The 17,194-nt window shown below is 72.7% G+C and carries 12 protein-coding genes and 3 pseudogenes; 7 read left to right on the top strand and 8 right to left on the bottom strand.

Features of this window, described 5'->3' with window-relative positions:
• Positions 1-147: 147 nt before the first annotated feature.
• From E4N62_RS06545 to E4N62_RS06540, 3 genes are all read left to right on the top strand, one after another.
• Positions 148-1,839, top strand: a complete 1,692-nt coding sequence (locus E4N62_RS06545; protein WP_230212720.1) for an FAD-dependent monooxygenase — start codon at positions 148-150, stop codon at positions 1,837-1,839.
• 103 nt (positions 1,840-1,942) lie between these two features.
• A complete protein-coding gene (locus E4N62_RS49285; RefSeq protein WP_316731559.1) occupies positions 1,943-2,029 on the top strand; it encodes a putative leader peptide in 87 nt (28 codons plus the stop codon).
• Between the two features lie 80 nt (positions 2,030-2,109).
• Entirely contained in the window at positions 2,110-2,649 is a 540-nt protein-coding gene (locus E4N62_RS06540; RefSeq protein ID WP_230212718.1) for a cysteine dioxygenase, read from the top strand.
• Positions 2,650-2,715: 66 nt separating this feature from the next.
• Here E4N62_RS06540 and recX read toward each other — a convergent pair.
• The 4 genes and pseudogenes from recX to E4N62_RS06520 all read right to left on the bottom strand — a co-directional run.
• Positions 2,716-3,378: pseudogene (gene recX, locus E4N62_RS06535) on the bottom strand (recombination regulator RecX); the annotation flags it as partial.
• A 211-nt stretch (positions 3,379-3,589) separates the two neighbouring features.
• Positions 3,590-4,714: a recombinase RecA gene (gene recA, locus E4N62_RS06530; protein ID WP_230212716.1), complete on the bottom strand. Its 1,125-nt coding sequence runs from the start codon at positions 4,712-4,714 to the stop codon at positions 3,590-3,592.
• A 281-nt stretch (positions 4,715-4,995) separates the two neighbouring features.
• Positions 4,996-6,348: an AI-2E family transporter gene (locus tag E4N62_RS06525; RefSeq protein WP_308184859.1), complete on the bottom strand. Its 1,353-nt coding sequence runs from the start codon at positions 6,346-6,348 to the stop codon at positions 4,996-4,998.
• 94 nt (positions 6,349-6,442) lie between these two features.
• Positions 6,443-6,637, bottom strand: coding sequence for a DUF3046 domain-containing protein (locus E4N62_RS06520; RefSeq protein WP_184900059.1), 195 nt, complete (start codon positions 6,635-6,637; stop codon positions 6,443-6,445).
• 79 nt (positions 6,638-6,716) lie between these two features.
• Here E4N62_RS06520 and E4N62_RS06515 point away from each other — a divergent pair, with 79 nt between their 5' ends.
• Positions 6,717-7,661: a hypothetical protein gene (locus E4N62_RS06515; protein WP_230212713.1), complete on the top strand. Its 945-nt coding sequence runs from the start codon at positions 6,717-6,719 to the stop codon at positions 7,659-7,661.
• 60 nt (positions 7,662-7,721) lie between these two features.
• On the opposite strand, the gene E4N62_RS06510 is transcribed toward E4N62_RS06515, so the two are convergent.
• Positions 7,722-8,030: an AzlD domain-containing protein gene (locus E4N62_RS06510; RefSeq protein ID WP_230212710.1), complete on the bottom strand. Its 309-nt coding sequence runs from the start codon at positions 8,028-8,030 to the stop codon at positions 7,722-7,724.
• Positions 8,027-8,536: pseudogene (locus E4N62_RS06505) on the bottom strand (AzlC family ABC transporter permease); the annotation flags it as partial. The pseudogene E4N62_RS06505 and the gene E4N62_RS06510, both read right to left, overlap by 4 nt.
• Before the next feature lie 338 nt (positions 8,537-8,874).
• Here E4N62_RS06505 and E4N62_RS47850 point away from each other — a divergent pair.
• The 3 genes and pseudogenes from E4N62_RS47850 to E4N62_RS06485 all read left to right on the top strand — a co-directional run bounded on the left by E4N62_RS47850 (position 8,875) and on the right by E4N62_RS06485 (position 15,650).
• Positions 8,875-13,839, top strand: a pseudogene (locus E4N62_RS47850) (ATP-dependent helicase).
• 123 nt (positions 13,840-13,962) lie between these two features.
• Positions 13,963-14,853 carry an Fpg/Nei family DNA glycosylase gene (locus tag E4N62_RS06490; RefSeq protein ID WP_230212708.1) on the top strand — a complete coding sequence of 297 codons (891 nt, stop codon included), beginning with the start codon at positions 13,963-13,965 and terminating at the stop codon, positions 14,851-14,853.
• A 32-nt stretch (positions 14,854-14,885) separates the two neighbouring features.
• Positions 14,886-15,650 (top strand): SDR family NAD(P)-dependent oxidoreductase, encoded by a 765-nt coding sequence (locus E4N62_RS06485; RefSeq protein ID WP_230212706.1) that lies wholly within the window; start codon positions 14,886-14,888, stop codon positions 15,648-15,650.
• 419 nt (positions 15,651-16,069) lie between these two features.
• Here the strand turns inward: E4N62_RS06485 and E4N62_RS06480 are convergent, their stop codons facing one another.
• Together E4N62_RS06480 and E4N62_RS06475 are read right to left on the bottom strand one after the other, a co-directional pair.
• Positions 16,070-16,540 carry a Dps family protein gene (locus E4N62_RS06480; RefSeq protein WP_230212703.1) on the bottom strand — a complete coding sequence of 157 codons (471 nt, stop codon included), beginning with the start codon at positions 16,538-16,540 and terminating at the stop codon, positions 16,070-16,072.
• 200 nt (positions 16,541-16,740) lie between these two features.
• The gene (locus E4N62_RS06475) at positions 16,741-17,118 is read right to left on the bottom strand and encodes a helix-turn-helix domain-containing protein (RefSeq protein ID WP_086752029.1); all 378 of its coding nucleotides are present in this window, start codon (positions 17,116-17,118) and stop codon (positions 16,741-16,743) included.
• Positions 17,119-17,194: the final 76 nt, after the last annotated feature.

Genomic DNA, 17,194 nt, shown 5'->3' with positions numbered 1-17,194 from the left:
GGGCAGTGGCATGATCGCCACTGCCCTCCGTCACTTGACGCAAGCACCGGCAATGGGTTGCATACGTTCTGTGATCGTGCACCCTGCTCCAACTTCCTGTTCACCCACGTCCGCCGGGACGTCACGTCGGGCAGGGGGCGCCGCGCCGTGGATCCGGTGATCGTCGTCGGCGCGGGGCCCGTGGGGCTCACGCTCGCCCTGGCGCTGGCGCGCCAGGAGGTGCCGTCCGTGGTCCTCGACGAGGGACCGGGCAAGGACGAGCAGCGCCTCGCGCGGACGGTGGTCCTGAACGAGGACACCGCCGCGCTGCTGGAACGGTTGTCCGGCGCTCCCCTCTCCCGGATCGGCTTCCGCTGGGCCGGATGGCGGTCGATGCGGCGCAAGCAGGTGATGCGTCAGGTCCGATTCGGTGAGCCCGACGCCGAGGAGACGGGCATCCCTCCCCGTGAGGTCGCGAAGGCTGGGCGCGGCGGCCACGACGCCGTCGTGGAGGGTTCCGCCGACCTCCCCCCGCTCCACATCGCCCAGCACGTCCTGACCGCGGCCCTGCGCGAGGCCATCGCCGGTGAGCGGCTCGTCAAGGTCGTCGTGGAGAGCCGCCTCGACGCGCTCGAACAGGAGAAGTCCGGCGTCACGGCCCACACCCGCGGCCCCAAGAGCACCTGGTGGCGCGGTAGTTACCTAGTGGGGTGCGACGGCCCCCGCTCGACGGTCCGCAAGCTCCAGGACATCCGTTTTCCCGGCCGTACGGCGGTGGAGCGGCACGCGGTGGCGGCCCTGCGCGCGGAACTCCCCTGGCCGGGCGAAGCGTTGCTGCACCGCATGCCGCCCTGGCGCACGGCGGGCCCGTCCGGCGGGGAGATCACCGCGCGGCCCCTCGCCGAAGGTCTCTGGCGCCTCGACTGGCTCCTGCCACCGGGCAAGGATCTCGTGACGCCCGAACTGCTCGTGGCCCGCGTCCGCGAGACCCTCGCCGGCTGGACGGGCGGCTCGACACCGCCGTACGACCTGCTCGACACCGGTGTCCACACCGTGCACCACCGGCTCGCCCGGCGCTGGCGGGTGGGCCGGGTCTTCCTCGCCGGCGACGCCGCGCACCTGCTCGGGGCCCTCGGCACCCAGGGTCTCGACGAGGGACTGCGGGACGCCGACAACCTCGCCTGGAAGCTGGCCCTCGCCTGGCACCACGGCCCGCACGAGACCCTGCTCGACAGCTACCAGACCGAGCGGCGGGCGGTCGTCGCCGCCCGGCTGCGCGCCGCCGACCAGGTGCTGCCGCTGCTGCGCGGCGGCAAGGGGCTGCGCTCGTACGTCCCCGGCTCGGCCCGGGGCCACGACGCACTGCTGGCCGACGGCCACCTGGGGCGCGGGGCACTGGGTGCGCCGGGGGCGTACTCCGATTCACCGCTCATGCCTCCGCCCGCCGACGGGGAGACACCGGTCGACACTCTGCCGGGCACCCAGGTCGTGGATGTGGAGGTGACTGCGGAGGACGGCACCTTCGTCCCGCTGCGGGACCGGCTCGGACGCGGGGCGCTGCTGGTCGTGCTGATCGCGCCCGGCACCGGGGTGTGGGAGCGCAAGCACTGGATGAGCGCCGGGATCATGCCCCGGCTCGCCGCCGCCGTCTCCGCCCTGCCGCGGCCCGCCGAGTTGCTGGTCGCCGAGGCCTACCCGGGCGCGGCCGCCCACACCGTCCTCCTCGTCCGCCCCGACGGCTACCTCGTCACCGCCCTGAGCGGCGTGCGCCCGGCCGACCTGTACGCGGCCGCGGAGGCGACACTGGGCGGGGCGAGGCAACAGCCCGAGACCAGCGGCGCGGCGACGAGCGCACGTTGAGACACCCTCGTGAGCCCCGGCCCCGTCGCCGACATCCGTAACTCCGTGTCCACATAGTGACGGTGAGTTGACCGTCCTGCCCGGACATGGTCTACTCCGGTCCGTGACCGACACCTCTACGCGCCTGTGGCGGAGGGTCCATATGGACCTCGTCCGCTATGCGGGCTGCGTGTGTCGTCCGTCCTGCTGACTTCGCATCCCTCTTCTTTCGCGCGCGCCGGTCATATGAGGCCGCGCGCTCCCGAGCGAACGCACTTCAGGACGGTACCCGTGTCTGTGTCCCCCGTTGTTCCCCTCACTTCCACTTCCGCCGTCTCCGCCCCCACGCAGGCGGAACTGCTCGACTTCGCGCGCCGGACCGCCGCCGACGCCGAGCTGATCGTGTCCCTTCCGCTCGACCCCGAGGGCCGTACCTGGGTACGGCTCGAAGGCCCCGGCGGGAGCGAGGCCTGGCTCATCGGCTGGCCGCCCGGCACGGGAACCGGCTGGCACGACCACGCCGACTCGGTGGGCGCCTTCGTCACCGCGGCGGGCGAACTCAAGGAGTACTCGCTCGCCGTCCGGCTGCCCACCGACGGCTGGAAGACCCTCGAGCTCACCGAAGGTGTCGACCGCGAGCGGCAGTTGTCCGCCGGCAAGGGGCGCTCCTTCGGACGTCACCACGTCCACGAGGTGCTCAACGAGTCACGCGAGGAGCACGCGGTCTCCGTCCACGCCTACTACCCGCCCCTCCCCCGCATCCGCCGCTTCAGCCGCACGGGCCAGGTGCTGCGCCTGGAACACGTCGAGCGCCCGTCCGACTGGCAGTGAGCCCGGGGCCCCAGCGGCCCCAGCTCGTTCCCCCTTCCCCTGCACGCGGAGGCGGCATCCCTCGCCTCAGTACCCCTCGTCCTCCAACCCCTCCGTCTCCTCCCCCTCTTCCTCCAGCGCCTGCCGGACCACGCGCAGGGCCATGCCCTCGGCGTAGCCTTTGCGGGCGAGCATGCCGGCGAGGCGGCGGAGGCGCTTGTCGCGGTCGAGGCCACGGGTGGAGCGCAGTTTGCGGGCGACCAGTTCGCGCGCGGTACTCTCCTCCTGCTCCGAGTCGAGCTGGGAGACGGCCTCGTCGATCAGTGCCGAGTCGACGCCCTTGGTGCGCAGCTCCCTGGCGAGGGCTCTGCGTGCCAGGCCCCGACCGTGGTGCCGGGACTCGACCCAGGCGTCGGCGAACGCGCTGTCGTTGATCAGTCCGACCTCCTCGAACCTCGACAGCACCTCCTCCGCCACGTCCTCGGGGATCTCCCGTTTCTGCAGGGCGTCCGCGAGTTGTTTCCGAGTGCGTGGGGTCCCGGTGAGCAGGCGCAGACAGATCGCGCGCGCCCGCTCAGCCGGGTCCCCTGAGGACTCGCCTTTCTCGGCCCTCGACGAGAAAGACGAGCCCCGTCCTGCGGCCCCCGTCGTCCGGGCCGTCCCCTGTTCCCCGAAGCCACGCCGCCGACCGCCCCGACCGCCGCGTCTGCCACGCGCGTCGCCGCCCGCACCGCGCGAGGGCCGCCGCCGCGCCGACGGCTGCCGACGGCCGGGCCCTCGGAGCGCGGGCCGTCCTCCCGCCGTACGACGTCGCCGTCACCGCCGTCGTCGTACGGTCGGAATCCCTCGCCCCGTGCCGGTCCGCACCGAATCCCCGGTCCCCCGCCGGTACCCCGCGCTCCCGGCTCTCGGGAACACTGGGATACGCGTACTCGCCCCAGTCCGTTCTGCGCGTCACGGACTAGCTCTTCGCCGCAGCGGCCTTGGTCTTGGTGGCCCTGGCAGCCGGAGCGGACACCGCCTTCGTGGCGTCGTCAGCGGTGGCCGGGGCCGCACCCGCCGCGCCCGGTTCGGCGGTGGGCTCCTCGGGCCGGACGCCGACGCCCAGCTTCTCCTTGATCTTCTTCTCGATCTCGTTGGCGAGATCGGGGTTGTCCTTCAGGAAGTTACGGGCGTTCTCCTTGCCCTGGCCGAGTTGGTCGCCCTCGTACGTGTACCAGGCGCCGGCCTTGCGGACGAAGCCGTGCTCCACACCCATGTCGATCAGGCCGCCCTCGCGGCTGATGCCCTGGCCGTAGAGGATGTCGAACTCGGCCTGCTTGAAGGGCGGTGCGACCTTGTTCTTGACGACCTTGACGCGGGTGCGGTTGCCGACCGCGTCCGTGCCGTCCTTGAGGGTCTCGATGCGGCGGATGTCGAGTCGCACCGAGGCGTAGAACTTCAGCGCCCGGCCACCGGTCGTGGTCTCCGGGGAGCCGAACATCACGCCGATCTTCTCGCGGAGCTGGTTGATGAAGATGGCGGTGGTCTTGGACTGGTTGAGCGCGCTGGTGATCTTCCGCAGGGCCTGGCTCATCAGCCGGGCCTGCAGACCGACGTGGCTGTCGCCCATCTCGCCCTCGATCTCCGCGCGCGGGACGAGGGCTGCGACGGAGTCGATGACGATGAGGTCCAGGGCACCGGAGCGGACCAGCATGTCCACGATCTCCAGGGCCTGCTCGCCGTTGTCCGGCTGGGACAGGATGAGGTTGTCGATGTCGACGCCGAGCTTCTTCGCGTACTCGGGGTCGAGGGCGTGCTCGGCATCCACGAAGGCGACCTGGCCGCCGGCCTTCTGGGCGTTCGCCACCGCGTGCAGCGTCAGGGTCGTCTTACCGGAGGACTCCGGTCCGTACACCTCCACCACTCGGCCACGCGGCAGGCCGCCGACGCCGAGGGCCACGTCGAGCGCGGTCGAACCGGTCGGGATGACCTCGATGGGCTCCTTGGACCGGTCGCCCATGCGCATGACCGCGCCCTTGCCGAATTGTCGTTCAATCTGTGCGAGCGCGGCGTCGAGCGCCTTCTCGCGGTCGGTTCCTGCCATGGGTTCCACCCGGTTTGCTTGAGTCGATCGCTTCACGTGAAAGACGCTAACGCCTGCCACTGACAATGGGCCCGGACGCCCGCCCGGCCTGTGGATAACTCGGGCACTTCTCCACGAAATCCCTGCCGAACTCCCGTCGACAGCCGCGCCGGAGCCTCCATGAGAATGGATGTTCGATTTTGGTGTCAAGCGACACCACGGGCCGTCCGGAGGACTTCCACAGAACCTCGGACCTCTTCGACGGGCCTTCCCGTGCGGCCGCGACGCCCGGAGGCCGCGCCCTACGGAGCGCCGCGTTCCGGCCGGGCGCCGCTCTTGGCCCCGGCGTCGCCCTCGGACCCGGCGTCGGGCTCGGGCCCGGCCTGGGCCTCGGGGTCGTCCGGCGGGCGGTTCGTCGGGTGCCGCCGGTCCACCTTCTCCTCCAGCAGTCTGCGCAGCCGCCTCAGGAGGTTGCGGGAGCCGGGTCTGCGGTGCCCGTGCACCCGGGGGTCGTCCGTGACGTCGTACCGCTTCACGTACGCCCCGAGGAAGGCCTGCAGGGTGGCGATGGCGGGAATGGCGATGAGCGCGCCGACCGCCCCGAGGAGGGCGGTGCCCGCGATGACCGACCCGAAGGCGACGGCCGGGTGGATGTCCACGGTCTTGGCGGTCAGCTTGGGCTGCAGCACATAGTTCTCGAACTGCTGGTACAGGACCACGAAGACGAGGACCCACAGCGCGTACCACGGGTTGACCGTGAAGGCGATCAGCATCGGCAGCGCACCCGCGAGATAGGTGCCGATGGTCGGGATGAACTGCGAGACCAGGCCGACCCAGACCGCTAGCGCGGGTGCGTAGGGCACGTCGAGGTACTCCAGCAGGACGTAGTGCGCCGCGCCGGATATCAGCGCCATCAACCCGCGCGAGTAGAGATAGCCGCCGGTCTTGTCCACGGCTATCTCCCACGCGCGCAGCACCTCGGCCTGCTTCGCGGGCGGCAGCACGGAGCACAGCGCACGCCGCAGCCGTGGTCCGTCGGCGGCGAAGTAGAACGAGAACAGCGCGATCGTCAGCAGTTGGAAGAGACCGCCCAGGACCTGCGCGGAGACGTCGAGGACGCCCGTCGCGCTGTTCTGCACGTACTTCTGGAGCCAGTCGGAGCGCAGCAGCCCCTCCTGGATGTCGACCCGCTTGAGCTCGGTGTGGAAGGTGGTGTTGATCCAGCTGATGACGGAGTCGAGGTAGGCCGGGAAGTCCTCGACCATCTTGATGATCTGGCCGGCGAGCATCGAGCCGAGCAGGGTGACGAACCCCGCGGCCCCGATCAGGGTGATCACGAAGACCAGGAAGGTGGCGAAGCCCCTGCGCAGCCCCTTCGAGGCCATCCAGCTCACGGCGGGCTCGATCGCGAGCGCCAGGAAGAACGCGATGAGGATGTTGACCAGCAGTCCGATCAGCTGGTGGAACGCCCAACTGCCCAGTTGGAAGACGGCTACGAGGGAGAGCGCGAGCACCATCGCGCGCGGCAGCCAGCGCGGCATACGGCCGCTGGGCACGGCACCGGGACCCGGGTCGGCCGGCGTGCCGACGGGAGGTGTCGTACCGGACGTGGGGGCCTGCTGCTGGGACCTCGCGGTCTCGTCTGTGGGAGCCACGCACCAAGTTTCGCCCACGCCACCGACAATCAGTCGCCGCCCTCTGATCCTCCGGCGCAACGACCGACGTCCGTGTGGTGAAGTCCCGGGCTTTTCAGCGATTTTCGGCGGGAACGCCCATGGTCGCGCACACCACGCGCCACACCTCCTTGGCCTCCCAGCCCGCGTCCAGCGCCTCGTGGACCGTGCGTCCGCCGAGGTCGGACATCACATGATCGCGCGCGAAGGTGTCGGCGTACCCCGCACCGAAGTGCTCCGCCATCCGCTGCCAGAAGACCGTCAACCGCATGACTCCAGTATCCCGCCCCAGGGGGTGGGCCTGCCCGGGACGGCTTTCCGATACCGCTTTCCGCCCTACGGTCGGAACCATGGCCGAAACCGGAGCATCCCCACTCCCCTCGTCGTCCCCGGCGCACACCCCGCTGGCTCGCGCCGAGCAGTTCATCTGGCTGACCGCGCGCGTGCTGGAGCAGCGCCGCTTCGCCTACCACTTCCTGGAGGGGAGCGCCGACGCGGTGGAGACCGCGCTGGCCGCCTACCGCAACGCCGACGAGGGCTACGGGCACGCGCTCGAACCCGATCTGCGCGGCCCCGTGAGCCAGCCGCTGCACACCGGGCACGCGCTGCGCGTCCTGGACTCGATCGGGCGCTGCGGCGGACAGCGGGTGGAGCGCGTGTGCCGCTATCTGACGTCGGTGTCGACGCCGGACGGCGCGCTCTCCGCGGTGCACCCCAGCCAGCGCGGCTATCCGGCGGCCCCGTTCGTGCCGATCGTCGACGACCCGCCCAGTGATCTGCTGGCCACCGGGCCCGTGGTCGGCCTGCTGCACCGTAACCAGGTGTGGCACGCGTGGTTGTTCCGGGCCACCGACTTCTGCTGGCAGGCGGTCGAGTCCCTGGAGAAGTCGCACCCCTACGAGGTGCACGCCGCGGTGGCGTTCCTGGAATCGGTGCCGGACCGCCCGCGCGCGCGGGCCGCCGCCGACCGGCTCGGCCGGCTGGTCCGCGAACACCGGCTCGCCGCGCTGGATCCGGAGCGGCCTGGCGACTTCCCGGTGTCGGCCGGTTACGCACCGGGCGAGCACCACTACCCGCACGACTTCGCGCCCACCCCGGAGTCCCTCGCGCGCGCGTGGTTCACCGACGAGGAGATGTCCCGTTCCCTCGACTTCCTGGCGAGCGAGCAGACGGACGACGGCGGCTGGCCGATCCGCTGGCGCCAGTGGGCACCGAGCACGGCCATGGAGAGCCGCCCGATCGTGACGATCGAGGCACTGCGTACGCTGCGGGCGTACGGACGTCCGATCGGCTGAGGCCCGCTGCCGCAGGGCCGCCCGGTGCGTCATGCGGTCGTACGGCAGTCGTGGCGGGCGTCAGCCCGTGATCGCCCGCACCCCCTCCGTCACGAGCACGGCTGCGCCCACGACGATCAGGAAAGGCGCGCGCCAGAGGAGCGCCAGGGCGGCCGCGGCGAGCCCCGCGGTCCTCGCGTCCACCACCAGGTCGTGGCCGACAGCGAAGGTCTGCTGGGCCGTGAGTGCGGCGAGAAGGGCCACGGGCAGCAGGGCGGCGAGGCGGCGCGCGGAGGGGCGTTCCAGATCGCCCTCGGGCTCCATCAGGCCGATCAGTTTGACCGCGTAGCAGCCGACGGCGGTGGCGACGACCGCGAGCCAGACGTTCACCGGGCGTCCCCCTGCCTGTCGCCGCGCAGGCCGTCCTCGCCCTGCGGGTCGGGCCCGCCGTCGTCCTGCCCGTCCTCCGGCCGACCGCCTCCCTTCCGGCGGGCCGCCCGCGCACCGGCGGCCCCGCGCCGGCGCCCCTCCGCCCAGAGCACGACCGGGGCTGCCGTCGCGGCGACCAGGACCGGGACTCCGGCCGGCAGGACGGGCAGCAGGCCAAGCCCCAGGACGACGGCGATGCCCGCGACGGCGCGCTCCCCGGCGGTCTTCAGCATCGGCGCGAGGAGGGCCAGGAAGACGGCGGGTCCCGCCGCGTCTAGCCCCCGGGCACCGGTGTCGCCGATGGCCTCGGCGCCGAGCGCGCCGAGCAGCGTGCTGAGGTTCCACAGCACGTACAGGGTGAGACCGGTGACGGTGAAGCCGATACGGCCGACCCGGCGCGTGGGCTGGGCAAGGGCGACGGCCGTGGTCTCGTCGATGACCCACTGGGCCGCGAACGGCCGCACCGCATCTCGACGTAGGTCGCCCGCAGCAGGTCGACCCCGGGCAGTCCCGCGTACCGCCAGTGCCTCGCCCGTTCCACCCGACCTGCCATACCTCCATTCTGCGACCGGTCCGAACGACGAACCCCACGGGTCCCGGCCGACCCGGCCCCGCGCGGCCCGGTCCTGGCCGGGACCCGTCCCCACCGGCCACGGCCCGACCCGCTCCAGCCGCACCCCACCGCATCCTCCCCTCGGCCCCATCCCCGACCGCGGGCCCCGCGCCCCCGGCCCCTCACGCTGCCCGCCCCGAACCATTTGCCCAGGTCCGAGCCGTTGTCGGTGGTCGGGTGCAGGATGGGGGCATGGTCAGCTCCGCAGATCGAGCCCTCGACGGCTTCTCCCCCGCGACCCGCGGCTGGTTCACGGGGGCCTTCTCCGCGCCCACCGCGGCCCAGGCGGGAGCGTGGCGGGCGATCGGCGAGGGCTCGGACGTGCTGGTGGTCGCCCCGACCGGCTCCGGCAAGACGCTGGCCGCGTTCCTGGCCGCACTGGACCAGCTGACGTCCAGCCCGCCCCCGGCCGACCCGCGAAAGCGCTGCCGGGTGCTGTACGTGTCACCGCTGAAGGCCCTCGCGGTGGACGTCGAGCGGAACCTGCGCAGTCCGCTGACCGGCATCCGTCAGGAGTCGGTGCGCCTGGGGCTGCCCGAGCCCGAGGTGAAGGTCGGCATCCGCTCCGGGGACACACCGGCCGCCGAGCGGCGGGCCCTGGCGACCCGTCCGCCGGACATCCTGATCACCACCCCCGAGTCGCTGTTCCTGATGCTGACGTCAGCCACGCGCGACGCCCTCACGGGCGTGGAGACCGTGATCCTGGACGAGGTGCACGCGGTGGCGGGCACCAAACGCGGCGCCCACCTGGCCCTGTCCCTGGAGCGGCTCGACGAGCTGTTGCCCCGGCCGGCCCGTCGCATCGGGCTGTCGGCCACCGTGCGTCCCGTCGACGAGGTCGCGCGCTATCTCTCGCCGCGCCGCAGGGTGGAGATCGTCCAGCCGCCGTCCGGCAAGGAGTTCGACCTGTCGGTGGTCGTGCCGGTGGAGGACCTGGGCGAGCTGGGCGGCTCACCGGTCGCGGATGCCAACGAGGGCGCGGAGCGGCCGTCGATCTGGCCGCACGTGGAGGAGCGGATCGCCGACCTCGTCCAGGCCCACCGCTCCACGATCGTCTTCGCCAACTCCCGCCGCCTCGCGGAGCGGCTGTGCAACCGGCTCAACGAGATCGCGTACGAGCGTGCCACCGGCGAACCGCTGGACGAGCATCACGCCCCGGCGGAGCTGATGGGCGGCTCGGGCGCGGCTCAGGGAGCGCCCCCGGTCCTCGCCCGCGCCCACCACGGCTCGGTCTCCAAGGAGCAGCGCGCCTTGGTCGAGGAGGATCTGAAGGCGGGCCGGCTGCCGGCCGTGGTCGCCACCTCCAGCCTCGAACTGGGCATCGACATGGGCGCGGTGGATCTCGTCGTCCAGGTGGAGTCGCCCCCGTCGGTCGCCTCGGGCCTGCAGCGCGTGGGCCGCGCGGGACACCAGGTGGGCGCGGTGTCCACGGGTGTGGTCTTCCCCAAGTACCGGGGCGATCTGGTCCAGTCGGCCGTGGTCACCGAGCGGATGCGCAGCGGCTCCATCGAGTCCATGAGGATCCCGGGCAACCCCCTGGACGTCCTGGCGCAGCAGGTCGTCGCCATGACCTCGATGGACACCTGGCAGTTCGACGACCTCCTCGCCACCGTCCGCCGCGCGGCCCCCTTCGCGTCGCTGCCCGAGTCCGCGTTCACCGCCGTCCTCGACATGCTCGCGGGCCGCTACCCGTCCGACGCCTTCGCCGAGTTGCGCCCGCGCGTGGTGTGGGACCGGGTCGCCGGCACGATCACGGGCCGCCCGGGAGCCCAGCGGCTCGCCGTCACCTCTGGGGGCACGATCCCGGACCGGGGCCTGTTCGGAGTCTTCCTCGCGGGCTCCGACCCCAAGAAGGGCGGCGGCCGGGTCGGGGAGCTGGACGAGGAGATGGTGTACGAGTCCCGGGTCGGGGACGTGTTCACCCTCGGCACCAGCTCCTGGCGCATCGAGGACATCACGCGGGACCGGGTACTGGTCTCCCCCGCCCCAGGTGTCCCGGGCCGGCTGCCGTTCTGGAAGGGCGACCAGCTCGGCCGCCCGCTCGAACTGGGCCGCGCCGTCGGCGCGTTCCTGCGCGAGGTGGGCTCCCTGTCCGAGGAGGACGCCCGGCTGCGTCTGCTGACCGCGGGGTTGGACGCCTGGGCCGCGGACAACGTGCTCTCCTACCTGGCCGAGCAGCGCGAGGCCTGCGGCCATGTGCCGGACGACCGCACCATCGTCGTCGAACGCTTCCGCGACGAGCTGGGCGACTGGCGGGTCGTCGTCCACTCGCCCTTCGGCGCCCAGGTCCACGCCCCCTGGGCCCTCGCCCTCGGCGCCAAGCTCTCCGAGCGGTACGGCATGGACGCCCAGGTCATGCACGCCGACGACGGCATCGTGCTGCGTCTGCCCGACGCCGACCTGATGGGCCTGGACCTGCTCGACATGGAGCCCATGAAGGCGGGCACACCCTTGAACACGGCGGCCGACGCCGAGCAGGCCCCGCTCGGCGCCGCGGACGTCGCCTTCGACAAGGGCGAGGTCGACCAGATCGTCACCGACCAGGTGGGCGGCTCGGCCCTGTTCGCCTCCCGCTTCCGCGAGTGCGCCGCCCGTGCTCTCCTGCTGCCCCGCCGCAACCCCGGCAAGCGCACGCCGTTGTGGCAGCAGCGCCAGCGCGCGGCCCAGCTGCTGCAGGTGGCCAGCGAGTTCGGTTCGTTCCCGATCGTCCTGGAGGCGGTCCGCGAATGCCTCCAGGACGTCTTCGACGTCCCCGGACTGACCGAGCTGATGGGCGACATCGAGTCCCGCAGGGTCCGCCTCGTCGAGGTCACCACCCCGGAGCCCTCCCCCTTCGCCCGCTCCCTCCTCTTCGGCTACGTCGCCCAGTTCCTGTACGAGGGCGACTCCCCGCTGGCCGAGCGCCGCGCGGCCGCTCTGTCCCTGGACTCCCGGCTGCTCGCCGAGCTGTTGGGCCAGGCGGAGCTGCGGGAGCTGCTCGACGCCGAGGTGCTGACCGAGTTGGAGCGGGAGCTCCAGTGGCTCACCGAGGACCGCCGCGTCAAGGACGCCGAAGGGGTCGCGGACCTGCTCCGCCTCCTCGGCCCCCTCACGGACGCCGAGTTGGCCGAGCGCGGCGCCGAACCGCAGTGGGCGCCGGAGCTCGCCGGGTCCCGCCGCGCCATCCGGGTCCGCGTCGCCGGCACCGACCACTGGGCGGCGATCGAGGACGCGGGCCGCCTGCGGGACGCGCTCGGCACCGCCCTGCCGGTCGGTGTGCCGGAGGCCTTCACCGAGCCGGTCAAGGACCCCCTCGGCGACCTGCTGGCCCGGTTCGCGCGCACCCACGGCCCGTTCACCTCGGCCATGGCCGCCGCCCGCTTCGGCCTCGGCGTGGCCGTCACGGACGGCGCCCTGCACCGCCTGGCGGCGAACGGCCGTGTCGTGCAGGGCGAGTTCCGCCCGCCCGTCGCCCACCACCACCCTTCCAACGAGGCGCTTCGCGCCGCCTCTCTTGATATGGGCATCAGCCAGGAGTGGTGCGACGCGGCCGTGCTGCGCCGGCTGCGGCGCCGCTCGCTGGCGGCCCTGCGCCATGAGCTGGAGCCGGTTCCGCCCGCCGCGCTCGCCCAGTTCCTGCCCCAGTGGCAGCACGTGGGCGGCGGCCACGGACTACGCGGCGTCGACGGCCTGGTCCGCGCGATCGAACAGCTCCAGGGCGCCTCCGTGCCCGCCTCCGCCCTGGAGAAGCTGGTCCTGCCGTCCCGGGTGGCCAACTACAGCCCGGCGATGCTCGACGAACTCACCGCGTCCGGAGAGGTCGTCTGGGCCGGGGCCGGAGCCCTCCCCGGCAAGGACGGCTGGGTCTCGCTGTACGTGGCGGACGCGGCCCCGCTCCTCCTCCCGCCGCCGCACCCCCTGGAGCTGACCGCGCTCCACGAGTCGGTCCTGAGCGCGCTCTCCGGCGGCTACGGCCTCTTCTTCCGCCAGATCGCCGACCAGGTCCGCGCGACCACCCACCCCGACGCCACCGATCCCCAACTGGCCGACGCCGTCTGGGACCTGGCCTGGTCCGGCCGACTGACCAACGACACCCTCACCCCCATGCGCTCCCTCCTCGGCTCGGGCCGCACCGCGGGTTCCACCGCCCACCGCGCCAAGCGCACGGTCCCCCGCGGTCGGTACGGCTCGCTGACCGCCGCCGCGCGCCCCAGTCCCGTACGGGCCGCCCACGGTCGCCGGCCGGTGGTCCCTCCTCCCCGCCCACGAACCCGACCCCACCGTCCGTGCCCACGCATTGGCCCGCACCCTCCTCGACCGCCACGGCGTGGTGACCCGGGGTGCCGTGGGTGCCGAGGGCGTCGAGGGCGGCTTCTCCGCGGTCTACCGGGTCCTCTCCGTCTTCGAGGAGAGCGGCCAGGCCCGTCGCGGCTACGTCGTCGAGGGCCTGGGCGCCGCCCAGTTCGCGATGGACGGCGCCGTGGACCGCCTCCGCGCGGTGTCCAACGCCCGCGAACGCAACGAGCCCGTTCCGAGCCAGACCCCTACCCCTTCGCCGACGACGCCCACCCCACGACACAGCCCGGGACCGGGCCCAGGACCCGCGGGACGCCTTCTCCGACGCCTCCGGCACCCCTTCCCCGCCGTCGGCGCCGACCTTCCCGACCTCGACCCCGGTCTCGACTCCCCGTACGCCCCGGACGACATCCCCGACGGCCACCACACGTCCGCCCAAGCCGGCCCGTACGCCCGCACCGGCCGCCCCCGCACCGCACCCGCCCCACGTCTTCCCCGCGAGCCGTCGTCCTGGCCGCCGCCGACCCCGCGAACGCCTACGGGGCCGCCCTCCCGTGGCCCGACCCACCCACCGAGGCCGGACACAAACCGGGCCGCAAGGCAGGTTCCCTGGTCGTCCTGGTCGACGGCGAGCTGACCCTCTACATGGAGCGCGGCGGCAAGACCCTCCTGGCCTGGCCCGCCGATCCCGACGCCAGACCGCTCGACGACCCCCGGCTGCGCCCGGCCGCCGAGGCCCTCTCCGCGGCGGCCCGCGCGGGCTCCCTGGGCACGGTCACGGTGGAACGCGTGAACGGCACCTCCGCCCTCACCTCCCCACGGCCCCTCCTGGAAGGAGCAGGCTTCATCGCGACCCCCCGCGGCCTGCGCATCCGCGCGTGAACCGCACGACCCCGCCCTCAGGGAGGCGGGACCGTCTCGCCACACGCGGCGGCATGCCCCACCAGACACCCGATCCCATCCGCCACCACGCACCCGATCCCACCGACATGCCACCCTTGGCCCATGCCCGAAGGTGACACCGTCTGGCAGACGGCGAGACGACTCCACACCGCCCTCGCCGGCAAGGTCCTGTCCCGCTCCGACCTGCGGGTCCCGAGGTTCGCCACGGCCGACCTCACGGGCCGGACCGTCCTGGACGTCACCCCCAGGGGCAAACATCTCCTCACCCGTATCGAAGGGGACCTGACCCTCCACTCCCATCTGCGGATGGACGGCTCCTGGAAGGTGTACGCCAACGACGAGCGCTGGCGCGGCGGCCCGGCGCACCAGATCCGCGCCATCCTGGGCACCGTCGACCGCACGGCCGTCGGCTACCGCCTCCCCGTGCTGGAGCTGATGCGCACCGCCGACGAGCAGCGCGTCGTGGGCCACCTCGGCCCCGACCTGCTCGGCCCGGACTGGGACCCCGACCGCGCCCTCACCAACCTCCTGAACGACCCCACGCGCCCCCTCGGCGAGGCGCTACTGGACCAGCGCAATCTCGCCGGCATCGGCAACGTCTACAAGAGCGAGCTCTGCTTCCTGCTCCGGGTCACCCCCTGGCTCCCGGTCGGCGCCCTCCCGGAGGAGCTCGCCGCCCGGTTGCCCGGCGTCGCCAAGAAGCTCCTCGAAGCCAACCGCGACCGCCCGATCCGCAGCACCACCGGCCACCGCCGCCACGACCTGTTCGTCTACGGCCGGGCCCCCCGCCCATGCCTGCGCTGCCAGACCCCCGTCCGCGCGGCCGACCAGGGCGACGGCTCCCGGGAACGTCCCACGTACTGGTGCCCCACCTGCCAGTCGGGGGCCCCGGCCCCGGTACCGCCAGAACGCCCCGCCCGAGCCCCGTGGCCGCACGTCGAACCCGAGGTCGTACCCGTAGGCCGTAGCGCCCGAGGCGACACCACTGATTGACGGACCGTCAGAAACGCTCGTACCGTCGCCTCATGCCCATCCCGGCGTACGACCTCACCGGCCGCACCGCGTTCGTCACCGGCGCCGGCAGCGGTATCGGCCGTGCCTCGGCGGTACTGCTCGCCGAGGCGGGCGCCTCGGTGCACTGCGCGGACCGTGACGCGCAGGGCCTGCACGAGACGGCGACCCTGATCAAGGCCAGGAGCGGCACCGCCCACGTCCACCACCTCGACGTCACCGACCGCGCCCAGCTCGCGCGGGCGGTGGCCGCCTGCGAGCGTCTCCATGTGATGGCGGCGATCGCCGGGATCATGCACAGCAGCCCGGTACTGGAGACCCGCGACGAGGACCTGGAGCGGGTGTGGAGCGTCAACTTCAAGGGAGTGCTGCACGCCTGCCAGGAAGCGGCCCGCCGAATGATCACCGACGGGACTCGGGGCAGCATCGTCACCATGGCCTCCGGCGCCGTCGACACCGGCGGTCCGGGCCTCCTCTGCTACGGCGTGACCAAGGCGGCGGTGGTCCAGCTGACGAGGACCCTGGCGACCGAGGTCGGCCCGCACGGCATCCGCGTCAACGCCGTGGCCCCGGGCTGGATCCGCACACCCATGACCGACCGCCACGACAGCGAGGCACAGGCGCGGACCGAGTCCCGCATGGCCCGGCTGTCACCGCTGAGCCGGGTCGGCGAACCCGACGACATCGCCCACGCCGTGCTGCACCTCGCCTCCGACGCCTCGGCGTTCACGACGGGTCAGATCCTCCGCCCGAACGGCGGGGTGGCCATGCCCTGGTGACCACGGCCCCCACCGCGCCCTCCAGAACAGGACCACCCCTCGCGCCCCCTGACGCGCCCCCGACCGTTCGCGAGCCCGCCCCTTCGGCACGCAGTGGACAGGCAGGAGACTCAGCCCCCACCCCCGGCCGCGACCGCCCTCGCCGGCGTCCGGACACCAGCGCGAGTCGCAGCACACCCCACCACCACAGCGCACCGAGCCCCAGAGCCGCCCCCCAGCGAGCTATTCGCATGGCCGCCACCTCCAAGGCCTTCGGGCCCCCAGAACGACGCTAGACGGCCCTCGTCACGGCCGGAGAGGGCGCACCACCGGCACAGGGACGCACGGCCCCCTCATGGGGACCGCGCCCCCGGTGCGCCCGGTGCGCCCCGCAGCCACTCACCGCCGTCCTCACGCCCTCACCGGCCACCCGCGCCGCGCTACCCGTTCTCCGCCTGGAACATCCAGTGGTGCTTCTCGAGATCCGCAGTGATCTGGATGAAGATGTCCTGGCTCACCGGATCCGGCTCCGCGGTGCTCTCCACCCGCGTCCGCATCCGAGTGATCACCGCGCCGAGCGCGTCCACCAGGATCCCCACCGCGTCCGCGTCCTTGACCCAGCCGTCCGGCACCCTGCCGATGCCGCTGCTCCCGGCGACCGTTCCCGCCCGCCCGTCCGGCGGGACACCGAGGGTGGAGGCACGTTCGGCGACGGTGTCGGAGTGCAGCCGCGCGGTGTCCACGACCTCGTCGAGCTGGAGATGGACGGAGCGGAAACGCGGCCCGACGACGTTCCAGTGGATCTGTTTGGCCACCAGGGAGAGATCGACAAGATCGACCAGGGCACCTTGCAGCGCCTCGGAGACGGTCTTGAGATCGGCCTCGGACAGCGGGCTCTTCACCACGTTCATCAGCACGCTCCGGATTCTTGAGACGACCGTACGACCACCATGACCGCACACCCCCACCCCGGCAAACGGGAGCCCCAGGCAACACAAAAGCCCCGGCCGGCACCCCCAGGTCTCCCTGGAGGTCCCCGACCGGGGCTCCCGCTTCGCTTCTACCGCTTCACCGGCGCGTGCCGGTGCTCATGCACCCAGGTCGCGGCAGGTCACGCCGCGACGACGTCCACCGCTTCGGCGGGCGCCTTGATCGTGACCCGCTCCGGCGGCACACCGGCCACCGAGACGGAGTTGAGCATGGGTCGGCGCACTGGTGCTGGCACCGGCTCGGTGACCGCTGCGGACTGGGCCAGCTCGGCAAGGGCGAGCTCGTCGCTCACTTCCCGCATGAGCTCGGACATCCGTACGTCCAGCGCGTCGCAAATGGCGGAGAGCAGCTCGGAGGAAGCCTCCTTCTGCCCCCGCTCCACCTCGGAGAGATAGCCGAGTGAGACTCGGGCGGACGAGGAGACTTCGCGCAGAGTACGGCCCTGGCGCTGGCGCTGCCGACGCAGCACGTCACCCAGCAGGCGACGGAGCAGAATCATCGGTGGCTCCCTCCTCGGACCGCGTAGCCGCATCCTTCACGCCCCACCGTACCGCCTTGCGCTGCGGCCGTGCGGG

It is taken from the genome of Streptomyces sp. MNU76, assembly GCF_020982545.1.
GTDB lineage: Bacteria > Actinomycetota > Actinomycetes > Streptomycetales > Streptomycetaceae > Streptomyces.
This window is presented reverse-complemented; position numbering and strand designations above follow the sequence as displayed.

Coding starts and splice junctions, on each gene's coding strand:
- recA (WP_230212716.1), bottom strand. CDS start 4,714: ATGGCAGGAACCGACCGCGAGAAGGCGCTCGACGCCGCGCTCGCACAG.
- E4N62_RS06520 (WP_184900059.1), bottom strand. CDS start 6,637: ATGCGGTTGACGGTCTTCTGGCAGCGGATGGCGGAGCACTTCGGTGCG.
- E4N62_RS06515 (WP_230212713.1), top strand. CDS start 6,717: ATGGCCGAAACCGGAGCATCCCCACTCCCCTCGTCGTCCCCGGCGCAC.
- E4N62_RS06490 (WP_230212708.1), top strand. CDS start 13,963: ATGCCCGAAGGTGACACCGTCTGGCAGACGGCGAGACGACTCCACACC.
- E4N62_RS06485 (WP_230212706.1), top strand. CDS start 14,886: ATGCCCATCCCGGCGTACGACCTCACCGGCCGCACCGCGTTCGTCACC.
- E4N62_RS06480 (WP_230212703.1), bottom strand. CDS start 16,540: ATGAACGTGGTGAAGAGCCCGCTGTCCGAGGCCGATCTCAAGACCGTC.
- E4N62_RS06475 (WP_086752029.1), bottom strand. CDS start 17,118: ATGATTCTGCTCCGTCGCCTGCTGGGTGACGTGCTGCGTCGGCAGCGC.